The 22,783-nt window shown below is 59.3% G+C and carries 34 protein-coding genes; 6 read left to right on the plus strand and 28 right to left on the minus strand.

Annotated elements, in window-relative coordinates; translation table 11 throughout:
* Positions 1 to 25: 25 nt before the first annotated feature.
* From BGO64_RS08615 to BGO64_RS08655, 9 genes are all read right to left on the minus strand, one after another.
* A complete protein-coding gene (locus BGO64_RS08615; RefSeq protein ID WP_286700480.1) occupies positions 26 to 961 on the minus strand; it encodes a S49 family peptidase in 936 nt (311 codons plus the stop codon).
* Positions 949 to 2,202: a phage portal protein gene (locus BGO64_RS08620; protein ID WP_286700481.1), complete on the minus strand. Its 1,254-nt coding sequence runs from the start codon at positions 2,200 to 2,202 to the stop codon at positions 949 to 951. The genes BGO64_RS08615 and BGO64_RS08620 overlap by 13 nt, the downstream gene beginning before the upstream one ends.
* Entirely contained in the window at positions 2,202 to 2,390 is a 189-nt protein-coding gene (locus tag BGO64_RS08625; protein WP_042881754.1) for a hypothetical protein, read from the minus strand. The genes BGO64_RS08620 and BGO64_RS08625 overlap by 1 nt, the downstream gene beginning before the upstream one ends.
* A complete protein-coding gene (locus BGO64_RS08630; protein WP_286700482.1) occupies positions 2,384 to 4,105 on the minus strand; it encodes a terminase large subunit in 1,722 nt (573 codons plus the stop codon). Before BGO64_RS08630 ends, BGO64_RS08625 begins: the two co-directional genes overlap by 7 nt.
* Positions 4,106 to 4,114: 9 nt before the next feature.
* A complete protein-coding gene (locus BGO64_RS08635) occupies positions 4,115 to 4,600 on the minus strand; it encodes a phage terminase small subunit P27 family (RefSeq protein WP_286700483.1) in 486 nt (161 codons plus the stop codon).
* Positions 4,601 to 4,695: 95 nt separating this feature from the next.
* The gene (locus tag BGO64_RS08640) at positions 4,696 to 5,076 is read right to left on the minus strand and encodes an HNH endonuclease (RefSeq protein WP_286700484.1); all 381 of its coding nucleotides are present in this window, start codon (positions 5,074 to 5,076) and stop codon (positions 4,696 to 4,698) included.
* A gap of 86 nt (positions 5,077 to 5,162) precedes the next feature.
* The gene (locus BGO64_RS08645; protein ID WP_286700485.1) at positions 5,163 to 5,705 is read right to left on the minus strand and encodes a DUF2514 family protein; all 543 of its coding nucleotides are present in this window, start codon (positions 5,703 to 5,705) and stop codon (positions 5,163 to 5,165) included.
* On the minus strand, positions 5,702 to 6,220 hold the full coding sequence (locus tag BGO64_RS08650; RefSeq protein ID WP_319894355.1) for a lysozyme: 519 nt from the start codon (positions 6,218 to 6,220) through the stop codon (positions 5,702 to 5,704). The genes BGO64_RS08645 and BGO64_RS08650 overlap by 4 nt, the downstream gene beginning before the upstream one ends.
* Entirely contained in the window at positions 6,207 to 6,536 is a 330-nt protein-coding gene (locus tag BGO64_RS08655) for a phage holin, lambda family (protein ID WP_231557464.1), read from the minus strand. The genes BGO64_RS08650 and BGO64_RS08655 overlap by 14 nt, the downstream gene beginning before the upstream one ends.
* A gap of 313 nt (positions 6,537 to 6,849) precedes the next feature.
* Between BGO64_RS08655 and BGO64_RS08660 the strand changes: the two genes are divergently transcribed.
* Positions 6,850 to 7,791, plus strand: coding sequence for a chromate resistance protein ChrB domain-containing protein (locus BGO64_RS08660; RefSeq protein ID WP_286700486.1), 942 nt, complete (start codon positions 6,850 to 6,852; stop codon positions 7,789 to 7,791).
* The gene (chrA, locus tag BGO64_RS08665; protein ID WP_286700487.1) at positions 7,784 to 9,154 is read left to right on the plus strand and encodes a chromate efflux transporter; all 1,371 of its coding nucleotides are present in this window, start codon (positions 7,784 to 7,786) and stop codon (positions 9,152 to 9,154) included. The genes BGO64_RS08660 and chrA overlap by 8 nt, the downstream gene beginning before the upstream one ends.
* Positions 9,155 to 9,159: 5 nt before the next feature.
* On the opposite strand, the gene BGO64_RS08670 is transcribed toward chrA, so the two are convergent.
* From BGO64_RS08670 to BGO64_RS08680, 3 genes are read right to left on the minus strand one after another with little or no spacing between them, the layout of a single operon-like run.
* On the minus strand, positions 9,160 to 9,534 hold the full coding sequence (locus BGO64_RS08670; RefSeq protein WP_286700488.1) for a hypothetical protein: 375 nt from the start codon (positions 9,532 to 9,534) through the stop codon (positions 9,160 to 9,162).
* A gap of 10 nt (positions 9,535 to 9,544) precedes the next feature.
* On the minus strand, positions 9,545 to 10,690 hold the full coding sequence (locus tag BGO64_RS08675; protein WP_286700489.1) for a nickel/cobalt efflux transporter: 1,146 nt from the start codon (positions 10,688 to 10,690) through the stop codon (positions 9,545 to 9,547).
* Between the two features lie 8 nt (positions 10,691 to 10,698).
* Entirely contained in the window at positions 10,699 to 10,986 is a 288-nt protein-coding gene (locus tag BGO64_RS08680) for a metal-sensing transcriptional repressor (protein ID WP_216944627.1), read from the minus strand.
* A gap of 514 nt (positions 10,987 to 11,500) precedes the next feature.
* Between BGO64_RS08680 and BGO64_RS08685 the strand changes: the two genes are divergently transcribed.
* From BGO64_RS08685 to BGO64_RS08695, 3 genes are all read left to right on the plus strand, one after another.
* Positions 11,501 to 12,235 (plus strand): HupE/UreJ family protein, encoded by a 735-nt coding sequence (locus BGO64_RS08685; protein ID WP_438408979.1) that lies wholly within the window; start codon positions 11,501 to 11,503, stop codon positions 12,233 to 12,235.
* Between the two features lie 11 nt (positions 12,236 to 12,246).
* Positions 12,247 to 12,939, plus strand: a complete 693-nt coding sequence (locus tag BGO64_RS08690; RefSeq protein ID WP_286700490.1) for a transmembrane anchor protein — start codon at positions 12,247 to 12,249, stop codon at positions 12,937 to 12,939.
* Positions 12,940 to 13,114: 175 nt separating this feature from the next.
* Positions 13,115 to 14,155: an amidohydrolase family protein gene (locus BGO64_RS08695; RefSeq protein ID WP_286700491.1), complete on the plus strand. Its 1,041-nt coding sequence runs from the start codon at positions 13,115 to 13,117 to the stop codon at positions 14,153 to 14,155.
* 93 nt (positions 14,156 to 14,248) lie between these two features.
* Here the strand turns inward: BGO64_RS08695 and BGO64_RS08700 are convergent, their stop codons facing one another.
* The 16 genes from BGO64_RS08700 to BGO64_RS08775 form a co-directional block, all read right to left on the minus strand.
* Entirely contained in the window at positions 14,249 to 14,878 is a 630-nt protein-coding gene (locus BGO64_RS08700; RefSeq protein ID WP_286700492.1) for an antitermination protein Q, read from the minus strand.
* Complete coding sequence (locus BGO64_RS08705) at positions 14,878 to 15,231, minus strand: DUF1064 domain-containing protein (RefSeq protein ID WP_235687573.1); 354 nt, start codon at positions 15,229 to 15,231, stop codon at positions 14,878 to 14,880. Before BGO64_RS08705 ends, BGO64_RS08700 begins: the two co-directional genes overlap by 1 nt.
* Complete coding sequence (locus BGO64_RS08710; protein WP_286700493.1) at positions 15,228 to 16,217, minus strand: DUF968 domain-containing protein; 990 nt, start codon at positions 16,215 to 16,217, stop codon at positions 15,228 to 15,230. The genes BGO64_RS08705 and BGO64_RS08710 overlap by 4 nt, the downstream gene beginning before the upstream one ends.
* Complete coding sequence (locus tag BGO64_RS08715) at positions 16,214 to 16,477, minus strand: hypothetical protein (RefSeq protein WP_286700494.1); 264 nt, start codon at positions 16,475 to 16,477, stop codon at positions 16,214 to 16,216. Before BGO64_RS08715 ends, BGO64_RS08710 begins: the two co-directional genes overlap by 4 nt.
* A complete protein-coding gene (locus tag BGO64_RS08720; RefSeq protein WP_286700495.1) occupies positions 16,461 to 16,679 on the minus strand; it encodes a DUF3283 family protein in 219 nt (72 codons plus the stop codon). Before BGO64_RS08720 ends, BGO64_RS08715 begins: the two co-directional genes overlap by 17 nt.
* Positions 16,651 to 17,277 carry a 3'-5' exonuclease gene (locus tag BGO64_RS08725; RefSeq protein WP_286700496.1) on the minus strand — a complete coding sequence of 209 codons (627 nt, stop codon included), beginning with the start codon at positions 17,275 to 17,277 and terminating at the stop codon, positions 16,651 to 16,653. The genes BGO64_RS08720 and BGO64_RS08725 overlap by 29 nt, the downstream gene beginning before the upstream one ends.
* Positions 17,278 to 17,307: 30 nt before the next feature.
* Positions 17,308 to 18,129 (minus strand): BRO-N domain-containing protein, encoded by an 822-nt coding sequence (locus BGO64_RS08730; RefSeq protein ID WP_286700497.1) that lies wholly within the window; start codon positions 18,127 to 18,129, stop codon positions 17,308 to 17,310.
* Positions 18,130 to 18,232: 103 nt separating this feature from the next.
* Entirely contained in the window at positions 18,233 to 18,622 is a 390-nt protein-coding gene (locus tag BGO64_RS08735; protein ID WP_286700498.1) for a DUF4406 domain-containing protein, read from the minus strand.
* A complete protein-coding gene (locus BGO64_RS08740; RefSeq protein WP_286700499.1) occupies positions 18,612 to 18,917 on the minus strand; it encodes a hypothetical protein in 306 nt (101 codons plus the stop codon). The genes BGO64_RS08735 and BGO64_RS08740 overlap by 11 nt, the downstream gene beginning before the upstream one ends.
* Entirely contained in the window at positions 18,910 to 19,116 is a 207-nt protein-coding gene (locus BGO64_RS08745) for a hypothetical protein (RefSeq protein ID WP_286700500.1), read from the minus strand. The genes BGO64_RS08740 and BGO64_RS08745 overlap by 8 nt, the downstream gene beginning before the upstream one ends.
* The gene (locus tag BGO64_RS08750; protein WP_286700501.1) at positions 19,116 to 19,343 is read right to left on the minus strand and encodes a hypothetical protein; all 228 of its coding nucleotides are present in this window, start codon (positions 19,341 to 19,343) and stop codon (positions 19,116 to 19,118) included. The genes BGO64_RS08745 and BGO64_RS08750 overlap by 1 nt, the downstream gene beginning before the upstream one ends.
* Positions 19,340 to 19,600: a hypothetical protein gene (locus BGO64_RS08755; RefSeq protein WP_280094277.1), complete on the minus strand. Its 261-nt coding sequence runs from the start codon at positions 19,598 to 19,600 to the stop codon at positions 19,340 to 19,342. The genes BGO64_RS08750 and BGO64_RS08755 overlap by 4 nt, the downstream gene beginning before the upstream one ends.
* Complete coding sequence (locus tag BGO64_RS08760) at positions 19,600 to 20,094, minus strand: hypothetical protein (protein WP_286700502.1); 495 nt, start codon at positions 20,092 to 20,094, stop codon at positions 19,600 to 19,602. The genes BGO64_RS08755 and BGO64_RS08760 overlap by 1 nt, the downstream gene beginning before the upstream one ends.
* Entirely contained in the window at positions 20,072 to 21,130 is a 1,059-nt protein-coding gene (locus tag BGO64_RS08765; protein WP_286700503.1) for a conserved phage C-terminal domain-containing protein, read from the minus strand. Before BGO64_RS08765 ends, BGO64_RS08760 begins: the two co-directional genes overlap by 23 nt.
* 55 nt (positions 21,131 to 21,185) lie before the next feature.
* The gene (locus BGO64_RS08770; RefSeq protein WP_281705823.1) at positions 21,186 to 21,329 is read right to left on the minus strand and encodes a hypothetical protein; all 144 of its coding nucleotides are present in this window, start codon (positions 21,327 to 21,329) and stop codon (positions 21,186 to 21,188) included.
* Positions 21,322 to 22,359, minus strand: a complete 1,038-nt coding sequence (locus BGO64_RS08775; RefSeq protein WP_286700504.1) for a Rha family phage regulatory protein — start codon at positions 22,357 to 22,359, stop codon at positions 21,322 to 21,324. Before BGO64_RS08775 ends, BGO64_RS08770 begins: the two co-directional genes overlap by 8 nt.
* 57 nt (positions 22,360 to 22,416) lie before the next feature.
* On the opposite strand from BGO64_RS08775, the gene BGO64_RS08780 reads away from it, so the two are divergent.
* Positions 22,417 to 22,671, plus strand: coding sequence for a BssS family protein (locus tag BGO64_RS08780; RefSeq protein ID WP_286700505.1), 255 nt, complete (start codon positions 22,417 to 22,419; stop codon positions 22,669 to 22,671).
* The last annotated feature ends 112 nt before the right edge of the window (positions 22,672 to 22,783 follow it).

Raw genomic sequence — 22,783 nt, forward strand, 5'->3', positions numbered from 1 at the left:
TATTGGGATGGGCTCCGCCGCAGGGCTAGAGCTGGTTCTGCAATTCGATGGCTTTGGCCCGCAGGCCTACGGTCTGCTGGGGCTTACCCTGGTTGGCCACGCTGGCGGCGAGGGCGTTGAGATAATCCTGGGGATTGGCCAGCTCGTCGGCCAGGCCATTGGCCACGGCTTCACTGCCGCTGAAGAGGGCTGCCTCGGTGGCCTTCACTTCCTCTACCGGCAGGTCGCGATAGCGGGCGACGGAGCTCACGAACAGCTCGTAGGCCTGATCCATCCGGTGATCGATGGCGGCCATCGCCCCCTCGGAAAGGGGCTCGTGTGGAGTGCCGTCTTTCTTGCGCTCGCCGCGGTAGAAGGTGGTGAAGGTGAGACCCACTTCCTGCTCCCACTTGCTCACCTCCATGTGCTCCATGATGACGCCCACCGAGCCGCAGCCGCCGGTCTCGCTCACCACCACCCTGGTGCAAGCGGCCGCGATGAAGTAGGCAGCCGAGTAGGCGGCGAAGTTGACCAGGGCGGTGATCTGTTTGACGCTGCGCTTGGAATAGATGTACTCCGCCAGCTCCTTGCAGCCCACCGCCATGCCGCCGCCGGAGTTGATGTCGAGCACGATCTCCTTGACCCGCTCGTCGGTCAGCGCAGTGGCGATCTGCATCCTCACCCACTCGTAACTGGTCAGCTCGGTGCAGGTGGCATCGATGTGACCACGCCGCGCCATCAGGATGCCGTGCACTGGGATCACAGCCAACCCGCCGATGCGGTTCTTGAACTCGCCCCTGGCCTCCAGCGGCGCAGGCTCTAACCCGTCCGGCAACTCGTCGGCGGCCATGATGTCTCGCTGGTTGCCTAGCATCCGTGGCAGCAGCAGGCTCTTCACCCCGGCCAGAACATCCTGGGTGGCATAGAGGGGTTGGCCAAACGCCATGCTGGCCAGATGGGGGTAATTGATCAGCTTCGGCATAGGATGGCCTCGATCTCGTTGAGTTGTTCGGCACTGGCTTTGGTAATGCCTGGCGGGAGGGAACCGGTGCTCACCATGTTGAGCGGGGTCAGGTAGATTTCTCCACCTGCTACCGGCGGCAGGTTCTCCAACCGGCGGATATCGTTGACGCTTAGCCAGCCCCATTGGCGGCCGAGGGCATACGCCTCGTAGCGGGACTTCTGATCTGCCCGTAGCAACCCGGAGACGTTGAACTCGATGTAGAGGTTCTTTCGCTCCGCTGGCAACAGCAGGTCGCGCATCATGGCGCCTTCGATCCGCTTGACCCATGCCAGCAGGGTGTAGATGACAAACTGCAGCCCCTGGTGCTCGATGTTGTTGTTCGTCGCCCGCTCCAGTTCGCCGATCATGTGCGGCGGCACCTTGTAGAGCCGGCAGATCTCGTTGGCGCCATACTTGCGGGACTCCAGCAGCTGCGCCTGCTCGTTATTCATGGCGAGCTGCTTGTACTGCATTCCCTCCTGCAGTAATGCGACCGAGAAGGCGTTGCGCAGCCCGGAGTGGCGCTCTACAAACTTGCCGAGGAACGCATCCACCTTGGCCTGTGAGTCGAACTTGGCGCCATCCTTCGGGCTCTCGATGACTCCGGAGAGCGTGGTGCCGTTGGCAAACACCCGTCCCGCATGCTCATCCACCGCCATCGCAAGTCCGATGGTGTCCGGGTTGGTCTGGATTGGTGACAATCCCAGGTAGCCGTCAAGACTGAACGCCTTGACGTGGTGCACCATCCGCATCGGCAGGATCTGGTTGCTGCCATCCAACAACTGGTAGTAGGGCAACCCATCCGGCCCCTTAAGCACAGCTACCTTGTCCGGGTTGATGGGAATGAGTTCGGTGATGAAACCCCGCCCATCCCGGTCGATCAGGCTGTAGCTGTTACCCCGCAGGCCCAGGTGGCCCATGCGTTGTTCGTTATACTCGAACGCCGTGTCTTTCTGGTTCGGCTGGTTGTGGATCAGGTCGTAAAGGGGGTGGTCGGTGGCACGAAGCCGCTTGTCATCGTCACGGCGGTAGAGCTCGCAAGGGAGCTGGGCCACCGACTCCGCCAGCAGGGTGACACAGGCACGCACGACGCCTTGTGCCAAGGCAGTCTCCGGCGTCACCAGCACCCCAGCCTTGGTCGTCTTCCCGGCCATGCTGCTGATCCACTGACTGAAGTTGCCGCCCTTGCGCCCGCTGCCGAACATCATTGGCAGGAACATCAGCTATCCCCCTTGTTGCGTTTGGCAAACTCGGCGGCCGCCACTGCCCGGCTCATCAGAAATGACCAGGCGAGGCAGAGCAGGCCACCGACGACCCAGCCAAGGGGCGGTGAGTAGAGACTGGCGCCATAGGCCAGTGCCGCAGCCCCCAGCAGACCCACGATGAAAATTGAAAGTTGTTTCAGCATAAAACGTCCGAGGTTTCGTAGATGGAGCGCTCATCTTCACGGCCCGGCACCATGGCCCGACCGATGGCCATCATCAGCGCGACTGCACCGTCTATCTTCTGATCGGCGCTCTCCTTGACCGGGCGCACCATGTCATCGTTACCGGGCAGATACTTGCCGATCACGTTGCCAATGCACCAGGTCATCAAGCTGTTGCCGTCGTGGTGGAAGCGGCCTGCCGTGATGGCCGCCTCCAGCTCCTTCATGGCGCCGGACATGTTCTGATAGTTCTGGGTGATAGTGATGGGGGTCATCCCTTCGTCCGCCAGTGAATGTGAGAGAGCGATGGCGCCCGCCGGGTCGAGGGGTGTTTCCAGCACCTTGTTGTCGAGGTTGGCCTCTTTGGCCTCTTCGAAGATCTCGCGGTAGTCGATCTCCGCGCCGTCGGTGGTACTGAGCTCACCCAGGTTGACCCACTTCTGGTATCGCTCCGCCAGACGTCGGTTGTCGTTATCGAACACGGTATCTTCCGGCACCCAGAATCGGGGGGCTACGGAGTAGTAGTGGCGCTTGCCGTCGATATCGCGCCAGAACAGGCGGGCCATGGAGTTCATGTCGAGCTTGCGGGCTAGGTCGAAGCCGAGAATGCACTCGTCACCGGCAAACTGCTCCAGGGTGAGGCTCTTGTCCTCACAGGCCGCCCAGCGCTGCATGTTGTAGAACGCCGTCTTGGCCGAGACCCAGACGTTGAGATGCTTTGTCTTGAATATGTTGGCAAAGCGGGCCGATTTGATGGCCTTGGCCTGCCTGGCCAGCAGATACTCGGAGTAAACAGAAACCCCCATATTGGGGTTAGCCTTGGCCAGCACTGCCGGATCCGCCCAGTCATCACCCTCGTCAATGGTGTAGATGATCCCGAACAGCTCGTCGTCCGGGACCGTGCCGGCCAACATCTCGATCACCTCCCGCCGCTTGTCGTAGCAGGGGCCGTCGATGTTGTAGCCCGCGGTGGTGATGACCCACATCAGCGGTTGGCGGCGGGCGCCCATACCGGTGATCATGGTGGTGTAGAGGTCGTCGCTGTCATGCTCGTGGTATTCGTCCACGATGGCGCAGGATGGCGACTGGCCGTCACCCGGGTTGCCAATCAGCGGCTCAAAGCGAGCGCCGTCAGCAGGGATGTTTAGGTTGCTGGCGTTGACTTCAACCCCGTAATTGTCGAGGAAGTCCTGGGTGCGCTTGGCCATCAAGCGGGCGGGGCGGAATACCTCCCACGCCTGTTTTTCAGTGGTGGCGCCGGAGTAAACCTCGGCGCCAAATTCGTTATCCGCCGCGAAGCAGTAGAGGCCAACCGGGGCGGAGAGCGCCGACTTGCCGTTCTTGCGGGGGATCTCGTTGTAAACCTCGCGAAAGCGCCGCAGGCCGCTTCCTTTGCGCACCCAGCCAAACACGCAGCAGATGATGAACAGCTGCCACGGCTCAAGGTTCAGGGTCTGGCGCTTGAAGGCCCATTCCCCCTTGGTGTGGGGCATGAGCTGAACGAACTTGGCAGCCCGCTCGGCTTTGTCCTTGTCGAAACGAAACCGGAACTTGGCCGACTTCTCTTTGGCCAGATCATCGAGATGACGCTGGCATGCCTGGATCACGTAGCGGCAGGCTGGGATGTTGCCACGCACCACATCGCGGGCGTAGCCATTGGCCACGTTGACGTAGGGATAGCTTTTGCGTGCGGCCATAGTCCATCCCTACAAAGCAGCGAACGGGTTGCCTCCTCCCTTCTTCTTGTTGCCGCCGATCAGGCGCGAGCGGCTGGAAGGGTCCAGCCCGAGCAGGGCCCCGTATGTGGTCATTTGCTTGAGTGATTCGTTGGCGACGGTACAGGCCGGATTCTTGACTGGACCACCCGTGGCCCCTTCAACCACCAGGCCGTGCTTCGAGATCTCTTTCTCAGCGCGGCGCCAGCGGGAGTAAGCGGCGCAGAACGCCTCCAGGTTGTGCAGGTCGGTGATGCACAGCACCTCAGCGGCGCACAGTTCTTTGATCACCATATCCCACAGTGTGGGGGCCCATGGATCCTCTGCCAACCACTCAGGGCAGGCGACCCCGATCAAAGGGGTGAAGGTGGGTTCGTCTTTATTCAGTGCCCGCTTGCCGGCATTGCCCCCCAAGCGCTTCAGTGCGGTCGGCTTGGGCTTCCTACCGCGCCCGGGCACGGTAGCTGCACCGCCCATCGCGCCCTCCATTTAAATTTTTAATTTCGCGGGTATAAAAATTTCGCGGGGCGGAGCAGTGGTGAGGTCGAAAAGCTGGGAGGATTTGATCCCCCCTACCCCCTCACCAGCCCCCCCCGGCGCGATGCCAGCGCCTCTGCCCGCGTCTTTGTGGCGTGGCAAGGGTCGCAGATACTCTGCAAGTTATCGTCATCATCGGTGCCGCCAGCGGCCTTGTTGACGATGTGATCGACTTGAGTCGCTGGTGTCACAATGCCAAGAGCAAGGCACACTTGGCACAGGTAGCTATCCCTCACCAGTATCCGCTTACGCCGCTTGCGCCACGCCCAGTCATACCCGCGGTCATCGGCGCTGGTCTTGGCGACCTTCTTCCACCCATCAAGCAGATGTACATGGGCTGGGCAGTAGCCATGCCGCTCGGTGGTCAACTGATGGCAGGTGCGCTCTCTGCACACCTTGGGAACTCGTGGAGGCATGGCTGCTACCTGGTTGTTGCCGCACCGGCACACATTAACGCGGGACGACCCGCCAGATGGGAGAGTGACCCGGTGCGGCTATTCGGTTACTGCTGGGAAATTAGGGAGTGGTAGGCTCTTTCGCAGGCCAGACCAGATGCTCGAGCTCGGTCATACGCTCTTGCCAACTCTCCCGCTCGCGCATCAGCCCGGCTGAGCAGGTCGGCAAGCACCACGGCGGGCTGTCTGGCTGTTTCGCTTGGCTGGGCAACGCCGGTATGGCTGGCGCACTGATTTGCTCGTGCTGCCAAGCGGCGGGCTTGCTCGTGCAACCCAGCAGCAACAGCACTGGCAGCAGCAGCGTCACTCTCAGCCCGGGCAATCTCTTGTTCTGCATCCTGTCTCACCCTCTCTATGTCCGCTTGACGACGCTGTTCAACCTCTCGCGCAGCGGTTACCGCATCAGCTCGTGCAGAGGCCAGTTCGGCCGCCTGTTTGTTCCATTTCGCTGACCACTCAAGCCCCTTGTCATGAGCTCCGGAGCTGTATCCTGAGTGGTGAATCCACCACACCAGCAGCGCTACCGCGGTCAGGCGAGCGAAGAACCACACCACGGGATGCGCATCGAGGAACTGCCTGACGGGGCTCATGCTGCAGCTACCCCATTTTTGATGGCCGCAGCGGCATCCATACCCCTGAATAGGCATTCCTCTGCGACACGCCGGCGGGTCAGCCCGCGCATCACCTTGCCATCGTTCTTGTTCCACTTCCGAAACTCACGGGCTGCGCCATCGTAATCACCGGCGTTCAGCTTGCGCAGCAACGTCGAGTCCCCCAACCCTTCCGGAATAGTGTCAGCATCGATGTCAGACCCAACGTTGTAGGCGAACGACACCAGCGCATCGAACTGGCCTTGAGTCAGTGGTACCTTGACCAGCGACAGCACATCTCGCTCAAAGCGGCGAAGGTCATCAACGAACACGCTATCAGCCTGTTGTTGCGTCCACTCCAGCCCGGGCCTCACCTCCGGCCCGGTGTGCCCCCACCCGATAGTCCACGGCTCCCCATTCTTGCTGCCAGGGTCTGGGTAGGCCCTCAACTTGCAGGTCTCGAAGTAGTGCATAAGGCTGATGCCGTGCGGTGATGTGCGCTCAACTCGGACCATTGCCAAACCTCCTATCCAACACGCGACCGGCAAACTCACGGATCTTCTCGACCCCGAGGAACCCGATCGAACCGCCGACAAACCCGGATGCAGTGGCCGCAATCCCGAACAGCTCCATCCCAGACATCACTGAGAGGGAAATGGCGCCACACAACAACGACTCGAGTAGCCGCTGTCTAACACCGCCGCCGGAGTAAGTCACCCGCAGCCAGGAGATCACCACGGACAGAATGAAACCATATAGTGCGGGCCAGTGAGTGTCGGCCCACGCCAACAGCCAGGCCAACAGGCCAAGGTCTTTATCAGGCATCTTCATACCCACCACCCCGCAGGGCCTCTGAAATGAAAAACCCCGGCAAGGCCGGGGTTTGGAAGAGAAAATAAAAAGGACTGAACCCTTTCGGGTACAGTCCTCCATCATTGATATTCAGCCTACACAAAATTGCAGCTCGAGTAAACCCCCTCCTCAACCCGCCCTGGACCACTTCATTTGAAACACTAATTTAGATGACGATACCTGCTCAAAAAGAATCACCACACAGTGTGTTAACTGATAGATAACATTCTGCTTTCTTAAATTCGGGAACACGTATAATGTAGAGAAGTCTACTTAAAATGTAACTACCTCTATGAATAAATGGTTGGTGCTCATTATTGGTTTACCCACTGCAAATGCTACTGCCCGTATGCGTGCCTGGCGGGCTCTCAAGGCCAGTGGTGCTGCGGTGCTACGCGATGGAGCCTACTTGCTCCCGGCCAATCCTGATTGCCAGACCGCGCTCCAAGAGGTCGAAAGAGACATTCTGGCTCTCAACGGTACGGCTTGCTTGCTACCAATCCACGACCCAAACGGCCAACGCTTCATCCCGTTGTTCAACCGTGGCGAGGAGTACGCCAAATTACGGAGTGAGATTGCGGAGTGTCATGCTCAACTGACGACCGAAAATGCCTTAGCTACAACCAGGCAGATTCGAAAGCTTCGTAAGAGTTTTGCGCAGTTATCTGGTATCGATTTTTTCCCTGAGATAGCCAGACAGCAAACAGAGGCAGATCTGCAAAGATTGGAGACTGCGGTGAACCGTGCCTTGTCGGCTGACGAACCCAGTAGCTACAACCAGCCCATCACTTTGTGCAAACACAGTGACTATCAGGGCCGTATCTGGGCCACTCGCCGCCGTCCCTGGGTTGATCGGTTGGCAAGTGCATGGCTCATTCTGCGATTTATCGATCCTTCAGCCCGTATCCTGTGGCTGAACTCTCCCGATGACTGCCCTGATGATGCCATCGGGTTTGATTTCGACGGAGCGCAATTCTGCCATATTGGCAATCTGGTGACCTTCGAAACGCTACAAGCGAGCTTTGCCATTAATAAACCTGGGTTGGAGCGTTTAGCCGCACAGGTGCATTACCTTGATGTCGGCGGAACCCAACCAATTGAGGCGGCAGGGATAGAGCGAGTCTTGGCAGGTCTGCGTGAAAACATCCCAAATGATGACCACTTACTGGCCGCAGCCAGCGTCATCTTCGATGGACTTCTGGCTGCATTCATAGAAGAGAACCCTCATGAATAAAATACCCCCACAACTGACTGAGAGTGGTGGCCAAGATGTCCAACCCGTTAGTCTGCGCGAATCATTTTGGTTCTGGTTAAAACTCGGGTTTATCAGCTTCGGTGGCCCGGCGGGGCAAATATCGATCATGCACCAAGAGTTGGTTGAACGTCGTCGTTGGCTCTCCGAGAAGCGATTCCTGCATGCTCTCAATTACTGCATGTTGTTGCCCGGCCCTGAAGCCCAACAGCTAGCCACTTACATTGGTTGGTTAATGCATCGCACCTGGGGAGGGATCGTGGCGGGGGCTCTGTTTGTACTGCCATCCCTATTCATCTTGATCATGCTCTCATGGCTCTACATTGCATTTGGTGAGATGCCTGTGGTTGCAGGTCTCTTCTATGGTATCAAGCCAGCCGTCACTGCTATCGTCGTACAGGCAGCACACCGTATCGGTTCTCGAGCCTTGAAAAACAGCTGGCTGTGGACAATTGCAGCTGCGGCGTTCGTTGCCATTTTCGCGCTCAATATTCCATTCCCACTGATCGTTCTGAGTGCCGCTGTCCTCGGTTATCTGGGAGGGCGTTTCGCCCCCGACAGATTCGTCACAGGGGGTGGCCATAATGCGAAACAGCAATCTTATGGGCGTGCCCTGATTGACGATGACACCCCGACACCAGAGCACGCAACTTTCCGCTGGTCACGCCTGGCATTATTACTGATGGTCGGCACCATGCTCTGGGTGCTTCCCATGAGCATCTTGTTCCTAATGTTCGGTTGGAATGGGACTTTTACTCAGATGGGCTGGTTCTTCACCAAAGCCGCATTGCTGACCTTTGGTGGCGCCTATGCAGTTTTACCTTATGTATATCAAGGGGCAGTCAGCCACTATGGGTGGTTAACCCCGACCCAGATGATCGACGGCCTGGCACTGGGTGAGACGACACCAGGGCCACTCATCATGGTGGTCGCTTTCGTGGGATTTGTTGGAGCTTATGTGCAACAAGTGCTGGGCGCTGAGCACCTATTCTTGGCCGGCGCAGTCGCAGCCAGTTTGGTTACCTGGTTCACTTTCTTGCCCTCCTTTTTGTTTATTCTCGCCGGGGGGCCTTTGGTCGAATCGACCCATAACGAGCTAAAATTCACCGCGCCTTTGACAGCCATTACCGCTGCGGTGGTCGGTGTGGTTCTCAACTTGGCCTTGTTCTTTAGCTATCACGTGTTGTGGCCACAAGGCTTTACCGGTCATTTTGATTGGCCTTCAGCATTGATTGCCCTGGCGGCAGCGATTGCGCTGTTCCGGTTCAAACGCAGTGTGATCCAGGTTCTGTTTAGCTGTGCTCTTGTGGGGTTGATTGTTCATTTGCTGGGAGGAACTTATTGAGCAACTCAGCCTTTCCCAATAGCCTTTTTGGTGCAGTGGGACAGCATCAGCTGGTTGTACTCACCAGCATAGCGCTGCAATTGGCTGACTTCCGTCGAGCGCTCTCGACTGGCGGCATTATTGGTGAGCTTCAGGCTTCGAATGCCGCAGCGAGCCTTCGCATCATCTTGCTGCACAGTCGGGATACCAAGGACAACCTGCTCACTTCCGGACATCACCACAAAGAGCCGGGTGTCCCCTCGTTGGACGCTGATCTGAACATCTTTTTTGGGCCCGGTGGTCTCGGCGTGGCGGACGGTGAGCAAGGCAAGAACAACAACAACGCCAAAAAGGGTGATGTTGCCACGCAGCCCGCTCACCGCTTGAAGACACTTCCCCATGCCAAACAGCTTACGTGCTTAGACCCATCCAGCCATGCATACCGACGTAGATCCCCACACCGATGATCAGCAGACTAGACAAGTAAGGGGCTCGGCGCGCCACAGTTCCCAGCCAGGGCCAACGGTTGGAAGCTTGCCGGGCACCGATGGCCGCCGCGGCGCCGACACTGACCAACGTTATTGCCAGACCGATACTGAAACACAGCACCAACACGGCGCCCAGAGACACCTCTTGCACCTGCAAACAGAGTAACAGCACGGTGATTGCCGCTGGACATGGGATCAACCCCCCCGTGAGACCAAAGAGAATGATCTGCCCTGTCGTCACGTTCCGGTTGCTAAAGCGTCGGCGAATATCATTGGCATGAGCACGCTCGTGAGCATCTTGGTAACCATCAACGGACAGCTCCAACCCCTCCAGCTCGGAGTGGGAGTGACCATGCTCACTGAAGTCTAAATCGTAATCGTGGCTGTGATGATCATGGCCCAAGCTCAACCGCACGTTGAATTCATGGGGCTCGGGGATCTCATCCACTGACTCCAGATATCCACCGTGTTGTGCAAAGGTGAAACTCTGCACCTGCCCATCTGCGCGTGTGGTGTGTAATACCACCTCATCAGCCCCCCAAACATGACCGCTCAGGGGATGCAAACGCCAACGTGGCGGGACCCCTTCCTCGAAGATCGACAGCTCAACCCGACCATGGCCGGTATCGATGCGCCGGGTCTCATCATGGTGATGCTCATCGTGCTCGTGATGGTGGCCATGATCATGGTGATGATCATCGCCTTGCTCGAAGCGCCACATCTGTTCACCACGCCAAGTTCGCCACAGCATCCACAAGGCAATGGCGATGATGATCGCCGCTGAAGCAAGTTGGAAATAAGGCTCGGTGGTCTCGGCATCTAGCCCCTGCCCCAGGTACATACCGCCCAGCGCGATCAACCAGACGACTGCTGTATGCGACACTGTCGCAGCCAGGCCCAATAAGATCGCCTGTTTCACCGTGCCGCGTACCGCCACGATGAAGGCTGCCATCATCGTTTTTGAGTGACCCGGCTCCAGGCCATGTAGCGCTCCCAAGAGGATCGCGCTTGGGAAATAGAGCCAGGCGTGGGCCGGCCCCTGTTGTAGCAACTCAGCGAAGCTAGACATTGTAAACCTCAGAGGTATTTGGTGATTTGTTTGAATTCTTCCAGCGCATCATGATCGCCGCCGGTGAGCCCCTCGACGGCATGCTCCAAGCAATGATCGATGTGATCCTGGATCAGGGTGCGTTTGGCCTGGCACACGGCTTTTTCCACGGCGTGAAGTTGCTGGGCGATATCCACACAGGTACGGCCCTCTTCAATCATGGTGAGAATGCTGCGCAGGTGCCCCTCTGCTCGCTTCAATCTCTTACTGACTGCGGCATGACTTTGATGGTGGTGGCCATGTTCGTGCTTGCTCATTACTCAGTGCTCAGGTTAATATCCGAGCCAGAATCGTATCCCCCCCGGGGGGATACAGTCAAATCAATAAATCCCTAATTGGTGTGTGCTGGTAGTTCAGAATGTTCAGCAGATCTGTCATCAACAACGTTGTATTCGCATTGCTCCTGACCATGTTGATGGCCTGGGTCGGGCACACGTCCGCATTGTTCACACCCACCAACCAGCACACCCCTAGCAGTGCAGAACACTCTCATTCCCATGACGATGAGGCGACGCCGGATCCCGGTGCTGCCCAGTTATTCGCGGGTCACTTCCATACCTCTTTCATTGCTGACCATGTACATGAGCCCCCGCACCCGAGTGCCCAGCTCGTACTGACTTTCCAACCTGATCGCATTGCTCCCGTTCTGTATCCCGACACTGTGCTGCCCAATGGCCCAGTATCTCGCATCGAACGCCCACCCCGTTTCTGGCTCTAGTTCTGACACCTGCCGCATTGCGGCTCCAGACCTTTTGAACCAGGAGTATTTCTATGCACTCGCTCACGTTGAGCGGAGCAGACGCACTGCTTGCGCGTCTGCGCCAATCGTTTTTCCTTCTGCTCGCAGTCATGGTGCTGTGGGCCATCGCACCGGATGCACTCGCCCATGGCGTGCCAGAAGGTGACAAGGGCTTTATCCAGGAAAGTACTGGCGTACTGTTGATGCCGTTTATCTACATGGGCGCCAAGCACATGATCACCGGCTACGACCACCTGCTGTTCCTCTTCGGCGTCATCTTCTTCCTCTATCGGATGAAGGATGTTGGGCTCTATGTCACCCTCTTCGCCGTCGGTCACTCGGTTACCCTGCTGCTCGGGGTATTGAGCAACATCAGCATCAGCTCCTACGTCATCGACGCGATCATCGGTTTCTCGGTGGTCTACAAGGCGCTCGATAACCTCGGCGCTTTCCAACGCTGGTTTGGCCACCAACCGGATACGCGCGCAGCCACCTTGATTTTCGGCCTGCTGCACGGCTTCGGCCTGGCCACCAAGATCCAGGAATTCGAGATCTCCCCGGACGGTCTTATCCCCAACCTGATCGCCTTCAATGTCGGCGTTGAACTCGGCCAGCTCTTGGCCCTCGGCACCATTCTCATAGTGATGGGTTACTGGCGGCGCACGAACAGCTTCTGGCGCCACGCCTATACCGCCAACGTAGCCATGATGAGCGCAGGCTTCCTGCTCATGGGCTATCAGATCACCGGTCTCATCATTTCTCAGTAAGGATTTCAATCATGTTCAATACCAATGTCCCGACCTTCAATGACCTCCCGACATCCGCTCAACTGCTGCGCTCAACAGTGCTCGCCATGATCACCGCAGCCGTGTTGTTGGTCACCGTCGTCATGCCGTCGGAATACGCCGTCGACCCAACCGGTGTCGGCCGCGCACTCGGCCTGACCCAGATGGGGGAGGTCAAGTTACAGCTGGCGGAAGAAGCCCGTGCTGATGAAGCCGCGGCTCAAAGCGCCGCCATGACTGCAGCGGTGATCCCCTCCCCTACGACAGCCCCTGCTCCAACAGTGGTATCGGCTCAACCTGCCCCCGCTAAAACTGTGCCAACCCCAGCCCCACAAACAGCGGCAGCACCTCAAGCCACTGGCCAGCAGCATGAGATGAGCATCACCCTCAAACCCAACCAGGGCGCTGAAGTGAAGCTGGAAATGAAACAAGGTGCAAAGGTTAACTTCCTCTGGACAGCCAACGGTGGCGTGGTGAACTACGACACTCACGGTGATCCCATCAACGCACCGAAAGGGTTCTACCACGGTTACGGCAAGGGCCGCGCCACACCGGAAGAATCGGGTGTGCTGGAAGCTGCATTTGATGGCAAGCACGGCTGGTTCTGGCGTAACCGCACCGATCAGCCGGTCACGGTTACCCTTCGAACTCAGGGTGACTATGCCAGCATCAAACGGGTGATTTGATCTTGAGCACGCCCTTTGCTAAGTGAGCGTGCTACCAATCACTCACAATGGCCGCCATGTTGTGCAGCACGCAACTTGGCGGCCTTTTCAGAATGAAATACCCCGCCCGCCTCAAAAACCCTCTAGGTCTATCGAACTCTGGGGACATGGGTTGCTACGCTGAAAAGGCCATCAGATGTATTTCAAAATGCTCTTTTGGGCTCTACTCATTGCCCTCCCGGCAACCGGTGTACGAGCCCATAACTTCCGTTACAGCGACATTCATCTGCACTACGTAGATTTTTTTCAGGAAAGTGCAGGCATCACCAAGCTACTCGAAGGGGTTGCATCAGCCAAGATTGAGCATGCCGTGTTCACTGGTATTTCGGTCGCGAAAGAATGGGATGAAAACGAGCCCGTACAGCCCCGTTACTACGCCGGAGACGATGCTAAAGCCTACTGGTACAGCGCCACCGACACCCTGATCGCCCATGCCTACAAGCAGTTGCCGGCAGAGGCAAAAACTCGCTTTCATCCATTCATTTCTGGTTTCAATCCCAACGACATGAACGCAGCAGCCCGGATCAAGGACATGCTGAACCGTGACCCCGGGCTATGGCAGGGAATTGGGGAAGTGTTCACCCGCCATGACTATCTGACGGCACTGATTTATGGCAAAGCACCTCGCGCCAACAGCAAGGCTCTGGCAAAGGTTTATCGGGTAGCCGCAGAGTATGATCTCCCGATCCTGCTACATTCCAATATCACCTCCAAACGAGAGCGCAACCCGCTTTATCTCAATGAGTTTGAAGAGGCCCTACGTACCAACCCTGATGTGCGTTTCATCTGGGCGCACGCAGGCACAAGCATGGAAATATATCGGACTCAAGGTAAGATGGCGTTCCTGTTGCCAACGGTTGAACAGCTACTTGGCAAATATCCTAATCTCTACATCGATCTGTCCTGGAGTGTGCTGCATCCTTATCTGGTCGATGAGTTGGGCATTCCGGATCCAGCTTGGCTCGATCTGGTATCACGTTACCCAACCCGTTTCATGTTGGGTTCCGATGTCGTCGGTACTTTTGGCAGCCTGAGCAAGTACATGTTCGGGTTTGAACCCTTCCTTAATGCCTTACCACATGCAGTGGCACACCAGGTGGCCCTCTCTAACTTAATCTCGGTTCTACCAGCAGAACGTCAAAAGGAGATTCAGAAAACCGAAGACTGGGATCAATGACAGTAGCCGCATCTTTATCTAAGGTCCCCCCAACTGCACCATTATGTTCGACTAATGAAGGGAAACCATGCAGTAGACACACCACAAGGCGGCTCAAGCCGCCGTCACCTTCTTATAGAACGCAGCCACCTCGCTCTCCTGCACATGGCACCAGGCCAGCACCGCTTGATAGAGCGGGTACCACTGCCGCTCCCACTCGCCACGGGTCAGGGTGCCCAACAGCGGCTCGATGGCGCGGCGCACCAGGGTGCCGGGGATGGGCCGCAGTCCGGTACCGCCACAGCGCAGGCATACCTTGTCGACGGCCTTGCCGTGCAGGCGACTCAGCTCCAGATCGCGGATCACCCCTCGCCCATGACAGAACTGCGGGTGACAGGCTGCCCCAGGAGTGTCCACCGTGCGGCTATAGTGCTGCACCGCCAGCGCAGCGATCGCCTTCAGGGCCATTCCCTGGCTGCGCTCCTTGATGGCCCCCACATACTTGGGCGCCAGCTTGCTGCACTCTGCCATCACCCCGATCACCGCCTTGCGATGACTCTCCTTGTCCTTGGTGTAGCGGGCCATCATCAGTGCCAAGCCCACCCCTTCATATTTCTGCACCAGCCCCAGCGCCCCCAGCACATCGGCCTGCGTCAGGTGAGAAGGCCCGGTAGAGCGGGACTGGATGGTCTGGATCATCGCCGAGCGGGGTTGCCCTATCGACAGTGCATATTCGAGTCGCATCAGAATGCCTCCAGTGACCAGTGGGCGCCTTTGCGCTGAACCCCGACGAAGGTGAACATCCAGTGCTGCTTGGCGGCCACCTTGATCTTCACCCTGGCGTCATCCTCCCAGAACCCCTTCACCTCGTGCAGCTCGATCAGCCCATCCCGGCGCACCACCATGAAGTCCGGGGTGTAGAAGGTCTTGTCGGCCAACCGCAGCTTGAGCGGTTCAAACTCGTAGTGCAGCACCTCCCCCGCCAGCATCAGCGTGCGCAGGTGGGCGGCATAGGCCTCCTCGGTCTTGTTCATGGATCCCGGTACCGGCTGCGGGCGGGCCCGCGCCTTCACCCCACTTCCACTATATGGCGTCATCCAAACACTCCCAGGCCTGCAGCCTTGTTCAACGTCATCACGACGTGATCCAGCTGGCTGCCGTGGGTCTGCTCCCACTGCTGCCAGCCCTTGTTGTGCAATTCCATGTGTGCCTGGTGGCAGAGCGGAAAGGTCATCAGGTCATGGGTCTTGCTGCCCATCACGCTGAGCCCGTGCCCCACCACGTGGTGCGCCTCGATGCCATCGGTCTGGCCGGTCACTACGCACGGCAACTGGCGGACGAACGCCAGATAGTTGGCCGACTCCCAGCGCCGCATCTTGGGGCGGGGGATATGCAACATCGGCGGCTCCGGGTCGATGGCCTTCACCGCTGGCTTGATACGCAGCCGGCCGCGCAGCTCGGCCAGCGGATCCTGCTCCAGCAGCTCGGTGCGATTCACCCGATAGCGGGCATCCGTCTCGCGATAGCCGCGCCCTGGCACCAGCAACCGCTCTGGCTCCAGCGGTGGCAAGCGACAGGCGTGGCGCACCACGGCGATCGGCAGATGCTGCTGCACCTTGAACACGCTGGCCCACCAGCAGAGATCCCGCGCCTGCAACTGGGCCAGGGCAACCCCGCACCAACCCGCTACCCGGGTCAACAGTGCCCGGGCGATCGCCGCTGCATGCTCTCCCTGGTTGAACGGCAGCTGGCCATCCCGGTATGCGTTGTCATGGTGCCAGCACAGGGGGAGCGGCAGACCCCCCATCTCGGTGGTGACCGACTCCCCGATACAGCCATGGCCGATCAGGCACTGGCCCACGTTGCGCAAGGCCAGCTCGCCGCCGGCGGCGTTGACGATGGCAGGGTTGAGAAGAGCACTGGCCAGCTCCGGGAACTGGGTCAGCAGGTCGCCACCATCTGGGGCAGGAACCAGTACCGCCGGGCGGTTGGCCAGGGAGGTGCGAAGCTGTGCCAGCCCCTCCCCCACCTTCAGCAGCACCATCCCCATCTCCGGCACAAAGACCGGATGGGTCGGGATCATCCCAGCTTTTCCACCATCTCGAGCTTGTCGAGCAGCGGGCCCAGGCGGGCAAGCAACTGATAGCTGGCGGTGCGGCGCAGGGCGAGAGATTCAGAGGCAATGACCCGGCGGGCGGCCTCGGCGGCGGTCATGCCCGGGCAGGCGGTGTCAATGGAACGGAACAGCTCGGCACTGGCATTGATGGCGGCCCCTGCCGGGTTGCTGGCCTGCTGCTGCAGGTGCTGTACTCTGGCCGCACTGCGGCTAGTAAACTTGCTCATGTGACCCCTTTACCTCACGGTAGTGGTTCAGCCGATCGCGGAAATACGCCTGGTTCTCCACGGGCTGATTGATGATTGCCTTGGCAACATCCTCTCGGGTTGCCAGGTTGCGGCGGCACTGCCAAACCAGAAACGCCGCCTGCTTATCCAACTCTATTCGCTGACGCTCCTCATCAGGTAGCAGCGCCAGATTGAATGTCATGGCCAGTGCTCACTCCCCCTGTCAGCCCCTGCTTGAAGGCGTTCAGTATGTGGATCAGGTATGCGGCTTCATGGCGGGCATCGTGCAGCGCATGGTGGCGGGTACCCTCGAACGGCAGCTGATACTTGGGGTCAATGCCCAGCAGCTGCCGACCCATCCAGACCACAGTGCGAAGGCTCTGGTTGCCACGAAACCACCAGGGCTTCTCAACTCCCCACTGCTGATAGGCATGCGTCAGCAGCACGTTGTCGAATTCACTGCCATTGCCCATCAACTCGACCGCCGCCACCTTCTCGAAATGACGACCAAGGAAGTTGGCCAACGCCCGCAGCGCATCCACCAGGAACAGGCGGCCGGCATTGCCGAACATTTCCTCCCAGGCGGCCGGGCTTTCCACCTTCTGCCGTTCCCAGAACGCCAGGGTGTCGTCGTCACGCTGGCGGCCCTGCGCCAGATCGACCCGGCAGTAGAACTCATCCACGGTACGCAGCTGTGCCACATCGACAATGACGATCCCGATGGTGCCGATCACAGCATCTTGGCCTTGGCCGAGGGTCTCGATATCCACGACAGCGACCAGGCTCGGGTTACTACTCATACTGCATACTCCTCGGTTGAATTGTCAGTGTCATACCGCCACCTTCCCCAGCCCGACCTTGGCGAGCAGCTCGGCGAACCGGCTCTGGTACCAGTGCGGCTGCGTCTCGCGCTGGCAGCGCGTATCCACGATGTTTTTGCCATACAACAACCCTTTTGGCGTGATCGCCCAGAACTCCTTCTCCTTGCCAGGCGACTTGGTGGAGGGGCGGCGCATCTTGGTCAGCAACCCATTCGACTCGAGCAGGGCGTTGAAGTAGCGCACTCCCATGCTCACCCCGTGCTGCTTCAGCCCCTCGGTGGCCGAGAAGGTCGGCCGCGAACTGCCATCGGTGGCATCGCTCGGCGCATCGACGGCGTAAGAGGGCAGCAAGTTTGGCAGGCCATGCTGGCGCTGGATGGTCTGCAACATGCCCAGCTTGCCGGAGTTGCTCACGTTCAGCATGCGGGCCGCGGTCTCGGCGAACAGCAGTTCAGCCTGCACCGCCTCCACATGCACAGCCTGGCGTGGAACGACCTGGTACTGGCCAGTTTTGCGAATCGAAGGCAACACCTCACTCATCACCCAGCGTTTGAATGCCTTGGCAGCTGGCAAGGTACTCGCCATGATGGCCTGATACAGCCCAGCCTCGGTGATAAGAGACTGATTTACATGGTTTACTCCATTTTGGATGGTACGCTTGCGCTTATCCTCGTCATCGATCAGCTTGTTCATGTTGCTGGTCTGGGAATAGCCCAAGGCACGCGCCACATCAGACGCGATGAACCACAAAACATCATCTTCTTGTTCGATGCGGATTGACCCGAACTGCTCATTACTGAACATCACCACTGCATTACCACCATTCCCCATGTCACTCTCCCGATTGTCATGTCCTTGGTTTAGCCCCAAAAGATACTGTTTATTTATACAGCCATCAATCACCGTTCGTTAGGTTCTCACGGCGTGATATGACCTACACCATCAACGGCAGATGTTGGCAGACAACCTCCCTGCAATCGAGAGCCGCAAAATCCAGTTGCAGCAGCACCAGGCCGAAGGCGTGCGCCCGGGTGAACTCCTGCCGCGCCCCCTTGCTCTGCTGCCAGCCGGGCAGAAACGCCACCGCCTCGCACTCCATCAGCATGGGGATGGCGATCCGCATATAGGCGTCATGCTCCCAGCCATCCGGCAGCACGGCGGGGTTCATCACCCTGGCCCCCTGCCCCTGCAGGTAGGCCTCAGCGGCGAAGAACGCGGGCCGGTTTAACTGCGGTAGGCCTGTCATCGGCCCCGCGACATACACCTTCACCCCGGCCAGGTCGATCAGGCCACGCTCATTCAGTTCTTTCGGTTCAACGGTCATGATGGGCCTCCCCGGCCAGATCGCGATTCACACGGTTGAGCGCCACCAGCGCCACCTTGGTGATCGCCAGCAGCAGTGTGCCCAACCACACCAGCAGCAACAGGATGGCCCGCAGCGGCGCCAGCAGCAGGCGCACCACAGGGCACGGGAACATCACCAACACCCAGCCCGCGAGGATCACCCACACCACCGGCGCCTGCAGCATCTGCCAGCCCATACCCCCCTCATAAGGCACCATGGCCAGCACAAACAGCGCCACGAACAGGTACATCAGCACGAAGAAGGCCTTAGCCATGGCTGGCCTCCTTGGTCTTCGCCGCCAACTCGGAGAGCTCACGGCACGCCGACACCAGCCGCGGCTCATCCTCGGCCCCATCACCCTCCAGGTCCGGCCCCACTTCCTCTGCCATCCACTGGCGCAAGGTGAGCACGCACAGCCCCAGCATGGCGAACCAGGCCAACGCCAATCCCACAAACAACCATCCAAGACTCATCAGCTCCTCCCCCTCCCGGTGGTGGTGTAACGGGCAGCGCGAGACAGCGCATGCCCAACAACATAGGCAGCTTGCTCAGCCACCGAATCAAATCCCGACTCCCCAATCAGATAGAGCGCTACAAAGATGGGGATCCCGGCATCACGCGCTCGCAATACCTCCTCGATGCCCAGCAGCGGAGCCTGCCAGTCCCGGGTCGGGGTGTGCTGGGCGTAGTAGTGCATCATGCCACTACCCTCACCAGCTCCACCGCCTGGCCCCGGATCCGCGCCGCCTCTGCTCGCGCCTCCTCGGCCCCATCCCACACCAGGTAATACCCGGCGCCAGTGGCCGCATCGGTCTTGCCCAAGGTATCCAGCGAGTTCGACACCTCCAGGTGCACCCGCTCGCCCACCCAACCCCGCACCGGCGGATAGATGGCCACCCGGCAGAACTGCGCCTCACGCACATCACGCTCGGCGTTCGCGTTGAACTGACTGGCCATCACACCATCCTCCCTGTCACAGTGACGCCACGCTGACGCAGCTCGGCCTGCAGGCTGGCCAGCTCGGCTGCCACCCGTTCAGCCGGTGCCGCGCCGTCGCGTTTCAACACCCTGACCTCGGCGATCATCTCGCAGGCCCGAATCGACAGGGTTTGCCCGGTCGGGGCGACTGGCTGGGCTGCCTGCATCATGCGCACCACCAGGGCCTTCACTTCGGCCGGGCGCGGAGCAAATTGACGATCGACGTCATCCGCAAGCTGCAGCACCGCTTCACGCACCAGACCGACAGGAAAGCCCTTGATGGTCAGGGCCCACGCCTTGGCTGTGCCAGCGACGTTGCTATCCAACTGATTGGCACTGGCGGGCCAGAACGCGATCATCATCGGGAACAACTCGTTGGCTAGGAACAAGGCGATCGGGTCGGCAGTGCGCTGTGCGGCTGGCAGCTCACCTTGATGCAGCACAACCACGTCAGAGGATGGTGTTATCGTCATAGCCGACCCCTCCCGTGGCGGCCATGATGGCCTGGGCCTGCTGCTGAGCCTGCGCCAGATTGGACAAGGGCCGCTTGCGCTCGAAGCCCTCCCACTCCCCGTTCACGCAGCGCGGGCGGCCGATGGCATCCCATCGCTTGGCCGCAGCCAGATACCCGTCAAACTTCTGCGGGGCGAAGACCGTCATCGGGCGCAGGTACTCGCTCATCTTGAGGTCACCAGCCCAGTGCGCGGTTTTGAAGTCCACCACGAGCAGCAAGTCGGCAACCGAGTAGCCGTCGGCCAGCCGGGCGTTGATGTTCTGCAGGGCGGTGGGCTTGGCCTGATAACGGCGATCGGCGACCGCGTTGAAGTGTGCCAACACGGTCTTGGCATCCATGCTGACGGCCAGCGAGGCGGTGCCCTTCCGGTCGCGTTCGGTTTCGCCAGAAACCGGACAAGAGATCTGTTTAAGATCTTCTGTAGTTTCCTTTTCTTTTACTTCTTGTTCTGTTGTCGCGACGGTCGGGGCCCCGATGGGCGGGACAGTGGGCGCCCCATCACCCCCATTCAAACCCGCGCCAGACAAGGGATTGGGCGGGACACTCGGCGCCCCGGTCGGTACCCCGATGGGCGCCCCGTTTGTCGCGCCCTCAAACTGCTCTGTTGCGAACGATTCGCAATTGCTCGTGACCGGCTGCACGGCGGCCTGATAGTCGTCGTAGTGGCAAATCTCGATGATGGTCCCCCAGGGGGTGCCATGCAGCTCAATCATCCCCTCCTTGGCGAACCAGGCCAGCATGCGCTCTGTTCCCTTCTTGTCGAGCCCGCGGCCCCGCTCGTCGCGAAGCTGCTGGCCCAGCTCGGTGGCACTGATCACCAGCTGGCCCCGCAACAGGTGCCAGTCACGCCCCTTGTAGCGCACCGGCCCTGCCTCATAGGCCGCCATGCTGATCAAGCGCATCCAGGCCGCCAGCTTGGTGGCATTGCGGGCCCACTCTGCCTGTAGCAACGAGCGCCAGCACACCACATAGCCGCTGCGACGGTTGTCACTCATGTTGCACACCTTCTTTCGGGCTGGGGCGGCCACCGGGGCCGCCAGTCTGATCACCTCACCCATGACCCACCTCCAATCGCTGCAGTTGGGAAAAGACCGCCTTGGCCTGTGCCGGCGTGATGGGCAGGGCCACCCCCATCACCACCAGCTGATAACCGTTCACCCACTTCAGGTAGGGCAACACCTTGGGCTTATTCATCGCGCCCCCCTTGGCGGCCACGGCCGCCCACCGAGCCCGCACGCAGGCCGCCCGCCTGGGCACGGGGGAACATCGGTGGCCGGGTCATCGCCAGCGCCTCACTCATCGTCAACTCGCAGCCGCTGTGCTTGGCAATCGTTTGTAACGACCAGCAAGCCAGGTGCACCCGGTCGTGCAAAGAGACCGCCAGCGGCGAGCCCAGCGCCTTGAGCCCCGGATAAAGCTGCTCGTCCCACGCCTGCCGGATCACCGCCAGATGTTGCAGGGTGGCCGACACCGCATCACGCAGGTGGGCATGGTCGAGCTGGGCAAGGTAGTCAGGGAGGCGGAGCCGCTGCTCCATGGCATTGAAGGCCGCGATATAGGCCTCCTTGAACTCGGCAGCACGGCGCCCGGTAAAGCCCATCGCCACGAACACAAAGGCATCGCGGGTCAGTAGATAACAGGGGAGAGAACGGCCAGTGGGGTCGGTATATCGACTGAGCTTAAAATTGAGCTCAGTGAATTCGAGGGAACATTCGAGATTTTCGATCTTGGCAATAACGTTCTTGTGCTGCTTACCGAAGCACTCGGCCAGATCAAGGGACGTGGTAACGGCCTGACCGTCGATCACCCGAACGACGGGTGTAAGAGGGGTGGGGACAGTAGCCATGATGGCAGCCTCCAAGGTTGATAGATTGTCACTACCAACCTGAGGTTCCAATCTCATGGTGGTAGCCCGAACGGGGTTGGAACTATCGGCAACCTTGGAAACCGACCAGCCCGAAGGCTGCCCCGCCCGAGCCACCATAACGCTGTAGATGCCGGCTGCCGGGTAGGCGATCAGCACCCAAGTAAATGGGGGTCGAGTGCCGACAAAAAACCACGCGATGGGAGCGTGGGTCGGCTCCAAAGTTGTTCTCGGGGTTCCAATCCCGGCTGCGGATTTTGCCGCAGCACCCACAGCATAACTCTGGTTTACCAACAAGGTCAATTCACTGGCAAATGAAAGCAGTGCCCTTAACGCCGGATTGCGACCTGACTGAGTCATATTTTCTTCAGGTGCTATGGTTATATTTCGTGACTGACACCCGACATAGGAACTTGCATGACGGACAAAGACGACGAAACGCTGATCCCCATCTGTGGCTGGTATATCAGCCCACACAGCAACAACCGCATTGCAGTCCAGCTGGATTGCCGCACTTCCCCTCAACAGCCGATCGAGGATCTCTTTCTCGCCCCGTGCTATGCGTTGACCGCGAACCAAGCGATTACCCTCGCCAAAACGCTGCTGGCCTCGGCCCATTTCCTGACGAGTCAAGAGCAACTTGCTGCCACCCTCAATAGCCGACTCCAGTGAACACACTGCACGACCACAATCCTGCAGGGACATCCATCCAGCGTGACCGACAGGTTTCCACTCGGTGATGTGCCACGGGCATATGCGCTGCACTTGCCCTACCCCTGCTGAT

It is taken from the genome of Aeromonas sp. 62-46 (genome assembly GCF_001898585.1).
GTDB classification, from domain to species: Bacteria; Pseudomonadota; Gammaproteobacteria; order Enterobacterales; family Aeromonadaceae; genus Aeromonas; species Aeromonas caviae.

What these genes read in the sequence shown, in the direction of transcription:
- BGO64_RS08615 (WP_286700480.1), bottom strand. Translation starts at nt 961, where the DNA reads ATGCCGAAGCTGATCAATTACCCCCATCTGGCCAGCATGGCGTTTGGC.
- BGO64_RS08620 (WP_286700481.1), bottom strand. Translation starts at nt 2,202, where the DNA reads ATGTTCCTGCCAATGATGTTCGGCAGCGGGCGCAAGGGCGGCAACTTC.
- BGO64_RS08625 (WP_042881754.1), bottom strand. Translation starts at nt 2,390, where the DNA reads ATGCTGAAACAACTTTCAATTTTCATCGTGGGTCTGCTGGGGGCTGCG.
- BGO64_RS08630 (WP_286700482.1), bottom strand. Translation starts at nt 4,105, where the DNA reads ATGGCCGCACGCAAAAGCTATCCCTACGTCAACGTGGCCAATGGCTAC.
- BGO64_RS08635 (WP_286700483.1), bottom strand. Translation starts at nt 4,600, where the DNA reads ATGGGCGGTGCAGCTACCGTGCCCGGGCGCGGTAGGAAGCCCAAGCCG.
- BGO64_RS08640 (WP_286700484.1), bottom strand. Translation starts at nt 5,076, where the DNA reads ATGCCTCCACGAGTTCCCAAGGTGTGCAGAGAGCGCACCTGCCATCAG.
- BGO64_RS08645 (WP_286700485.1), bottom strand. Translation starts at nt 5,705, where the DNA reads ATGAGCCCCGTCAGGCAGTTCCTCGATGCGCATCCCGTGGTGTGGTTC.
- BGO64_RS08650 (WP_319894355.1), bottom strand. Translation starts at nt 6,220, where the DNA reads ATGGTCCGAGTTGAGCGCACATCACCGCACGGCATCAGCCTTATGCAC.
- BGO64_RS08655 (WP_231557464.1), bottom strand. Translation starts at nt 6,536, where the DNA reads ATGAAGATGCCTGATAAAGACCTTGGCCTGTTGGCCTGGCTGTTGGCG.
- BGO64_RS08660 (WP_286700486.1), top strand. Translation starts at nt 6,850, where the DNA reads ATGAATAAATGGTTGGTGCTCATTATTGGTTTACCCACTGCAAATGCT.
- chrA (WP_286700487.1), top strand. Translation starts at nt 7,784, where the DNA reads ATGAATAAAATACCCCCACAACTGACTGAGAGTGGTGGCCAAGATGTC.
- BGO64_RS08670 (WP_286700488.1), bottom strand. Translation starts at nt 9,534, where the DNA reads ATGGGGAAGTGTCTTCAAGCGGTGAGCGGGCTGCGTGGCAACATCACC.
- BGO64_RS08675 (WP_286700489.1), bottom strand. Translation starts at nt 10,690, where the DNA reads ATGTCTAGCTTCGCTGAGTTGCTACAACAGGGGCCGGCCCACGCCTGG.
- BGO64_RS08680 (WP_216944627.1), bottom strand. Translation starts at nt 10,986, where the DNA reads ATGAGCAAGCACGAACATGGCCACCACCATCAAAGTCATGCCGCAGTC.
- BGO64_RS08685 (WP_438408979.1), top strand. Translation starts at nt 11,501, where the DNA reads ATGCACTCGCTCACGTTGAGCGGAGCAGACGCACTGCTTGCGCGTCTG.
- BGO64_RS08690 (WP_286700490.1), top strand. Translation starts at nt 12,247, where the DNA reads ATGTTCAATACCAATGTCCCGACCTTCAATGACCTCCCGACATCCGCT.
- BGO64_RS08695 (WP_286700491.1), top strand. Translation starts at nt 13,115, where the DNA reads ATGTATTTCAAAATGCTCTTTTGGGCTCTACTCATTGCCCTCCCGGCA.
- BGO64_RS08700 (WP_286700492.1), bottom strand. Translation starts at nt 14,878, where the DNA reads ATGCGACTCGAATATGCACTGTCGATAGGGCAACCCCGCTCGGCGATG.
- BGO64_RS08705 (WP_235687573.1), bottom strand. Translation starts at nt 15,231, where the DNA reads ATGACGCCATATAGTGGAAGTGGGGTGAAGGCGCGGGCCCGCCCGCAG.
- BGO64_RS08710 (WP_286700493.1), bottom strand. Translation starts at nt 16,217, where the DNA reads ATGATCCCGACCCATCCGGTCTTTGTGCCGGAGATGGGGATGGTGCTG.
- BGO64_RS08715 (WP_286700494.1), bottom strand. Translation starts at nt 16,477, where the DNA reads ATGAGCAAGTTTACTAGCCGCAGTGCGGCCAGAGTACAGCACCTGCAG.
- BGO64_RS08720 (WP_286700495.1), bottom strand. Translation starts at nt 16,679, where the DNA reads ATGACATTCAATCTGGCGCTGCTACCTGATGAGGAGCGTCAGCGAATA.
- BGO64_RS08725 (WP_286700496.1), bottom strand. Translation starts at nt 17,277, where the DNA reads ATGAGTAGTAACCCGAGCCTGGTCGCTGTCGTGGATATCGAGACCCTC.
- BGO64_RS08730 (WP_286700497.1), bottom strand. Translation starts at nt 18,129, where the DNA reads ATGGGGAATGGTGGTAATGCAGTGGTGATGTTCAGTAATGAGCAGTTC.
- BGO64_RS08735 (WP_286700498.1), bottom strand. Translation starts at nt 18,622, where the DNA reads ATGACCGTTGAACCGAAAGAACTGAATGAGCGTGGCCTGATCGACCTG.
- BGO64_RS08740 (WP_286700499.1), bottom strand. Translation starts at nt 18,917, where the DNA reads ATGGCTAAGGCCTTCTTCGTGCTGATGTACCTGTTCGTGGCGCTGTTT.
- BGO64_RS08745 (WP_286700500.1), bottom strand. Translation starts at nt 19,116, where the DNA reads ATGAGTCTTGGATGGTTGTTTGTGGGATTGGCGTTGGCCTGGTTCGCC.
- BGO64_RS08750 (WP_286700501.1), bottom strand. Translation starts at nt 19,343, where the DNA reads ATGATGCACTACTACGCCCAGCACACCCCGACCCGGGACTGGCAGGCT.
- BGO64_RS08755 (WP_280094277.1), bottom strand. Translation starts at nt 19,600, where the DNA reads ATGGCCAGTCAGTTCAACGCGAACGCCGAGCGTGATGTGCGTGAGGCG.
- BGO64_RS08760 (WP_286700502.1), bottom strand. Translation starts at nt 20,094, where the DNA reads ATGACGATAACACCATCCTCTGACGTGGTTGTGCTGCATCAAGGTGAG.
- BGO64_RS08765 (WP_286700503.1), bottom strand. Translation starts at nt 21,130, where the DNA reads ATGAGTGACAACCGTCGCAGCGGCTATGTGGTGTGCTGGCGCTCGTTG.
- BGO64_RS08770 (WP_281705823.1), bottom strand. Translation starts at nt 21,329, where the DNA reads ATGAATAAGCCCAAGGTGTTGCCCTACCTGAAGTGGGTGAACGGTTAT.
- BGO64_RS08775 (WP_286700504.1), bottom strand. Translation starts at nt 22,359, where the DNA reads ATGACTCAGTCAGGTCGCAATCCGGCGTTAAGGGCACTGCTTTCATTT.
- BGO64_RS08780 (WP_286700505.1), top strand. Translation starts at nt 22,417, where the DNA reads ATGACGGACAAAGACGACGAAACGCTGATCCCCATCTGTGGCTGGTAT.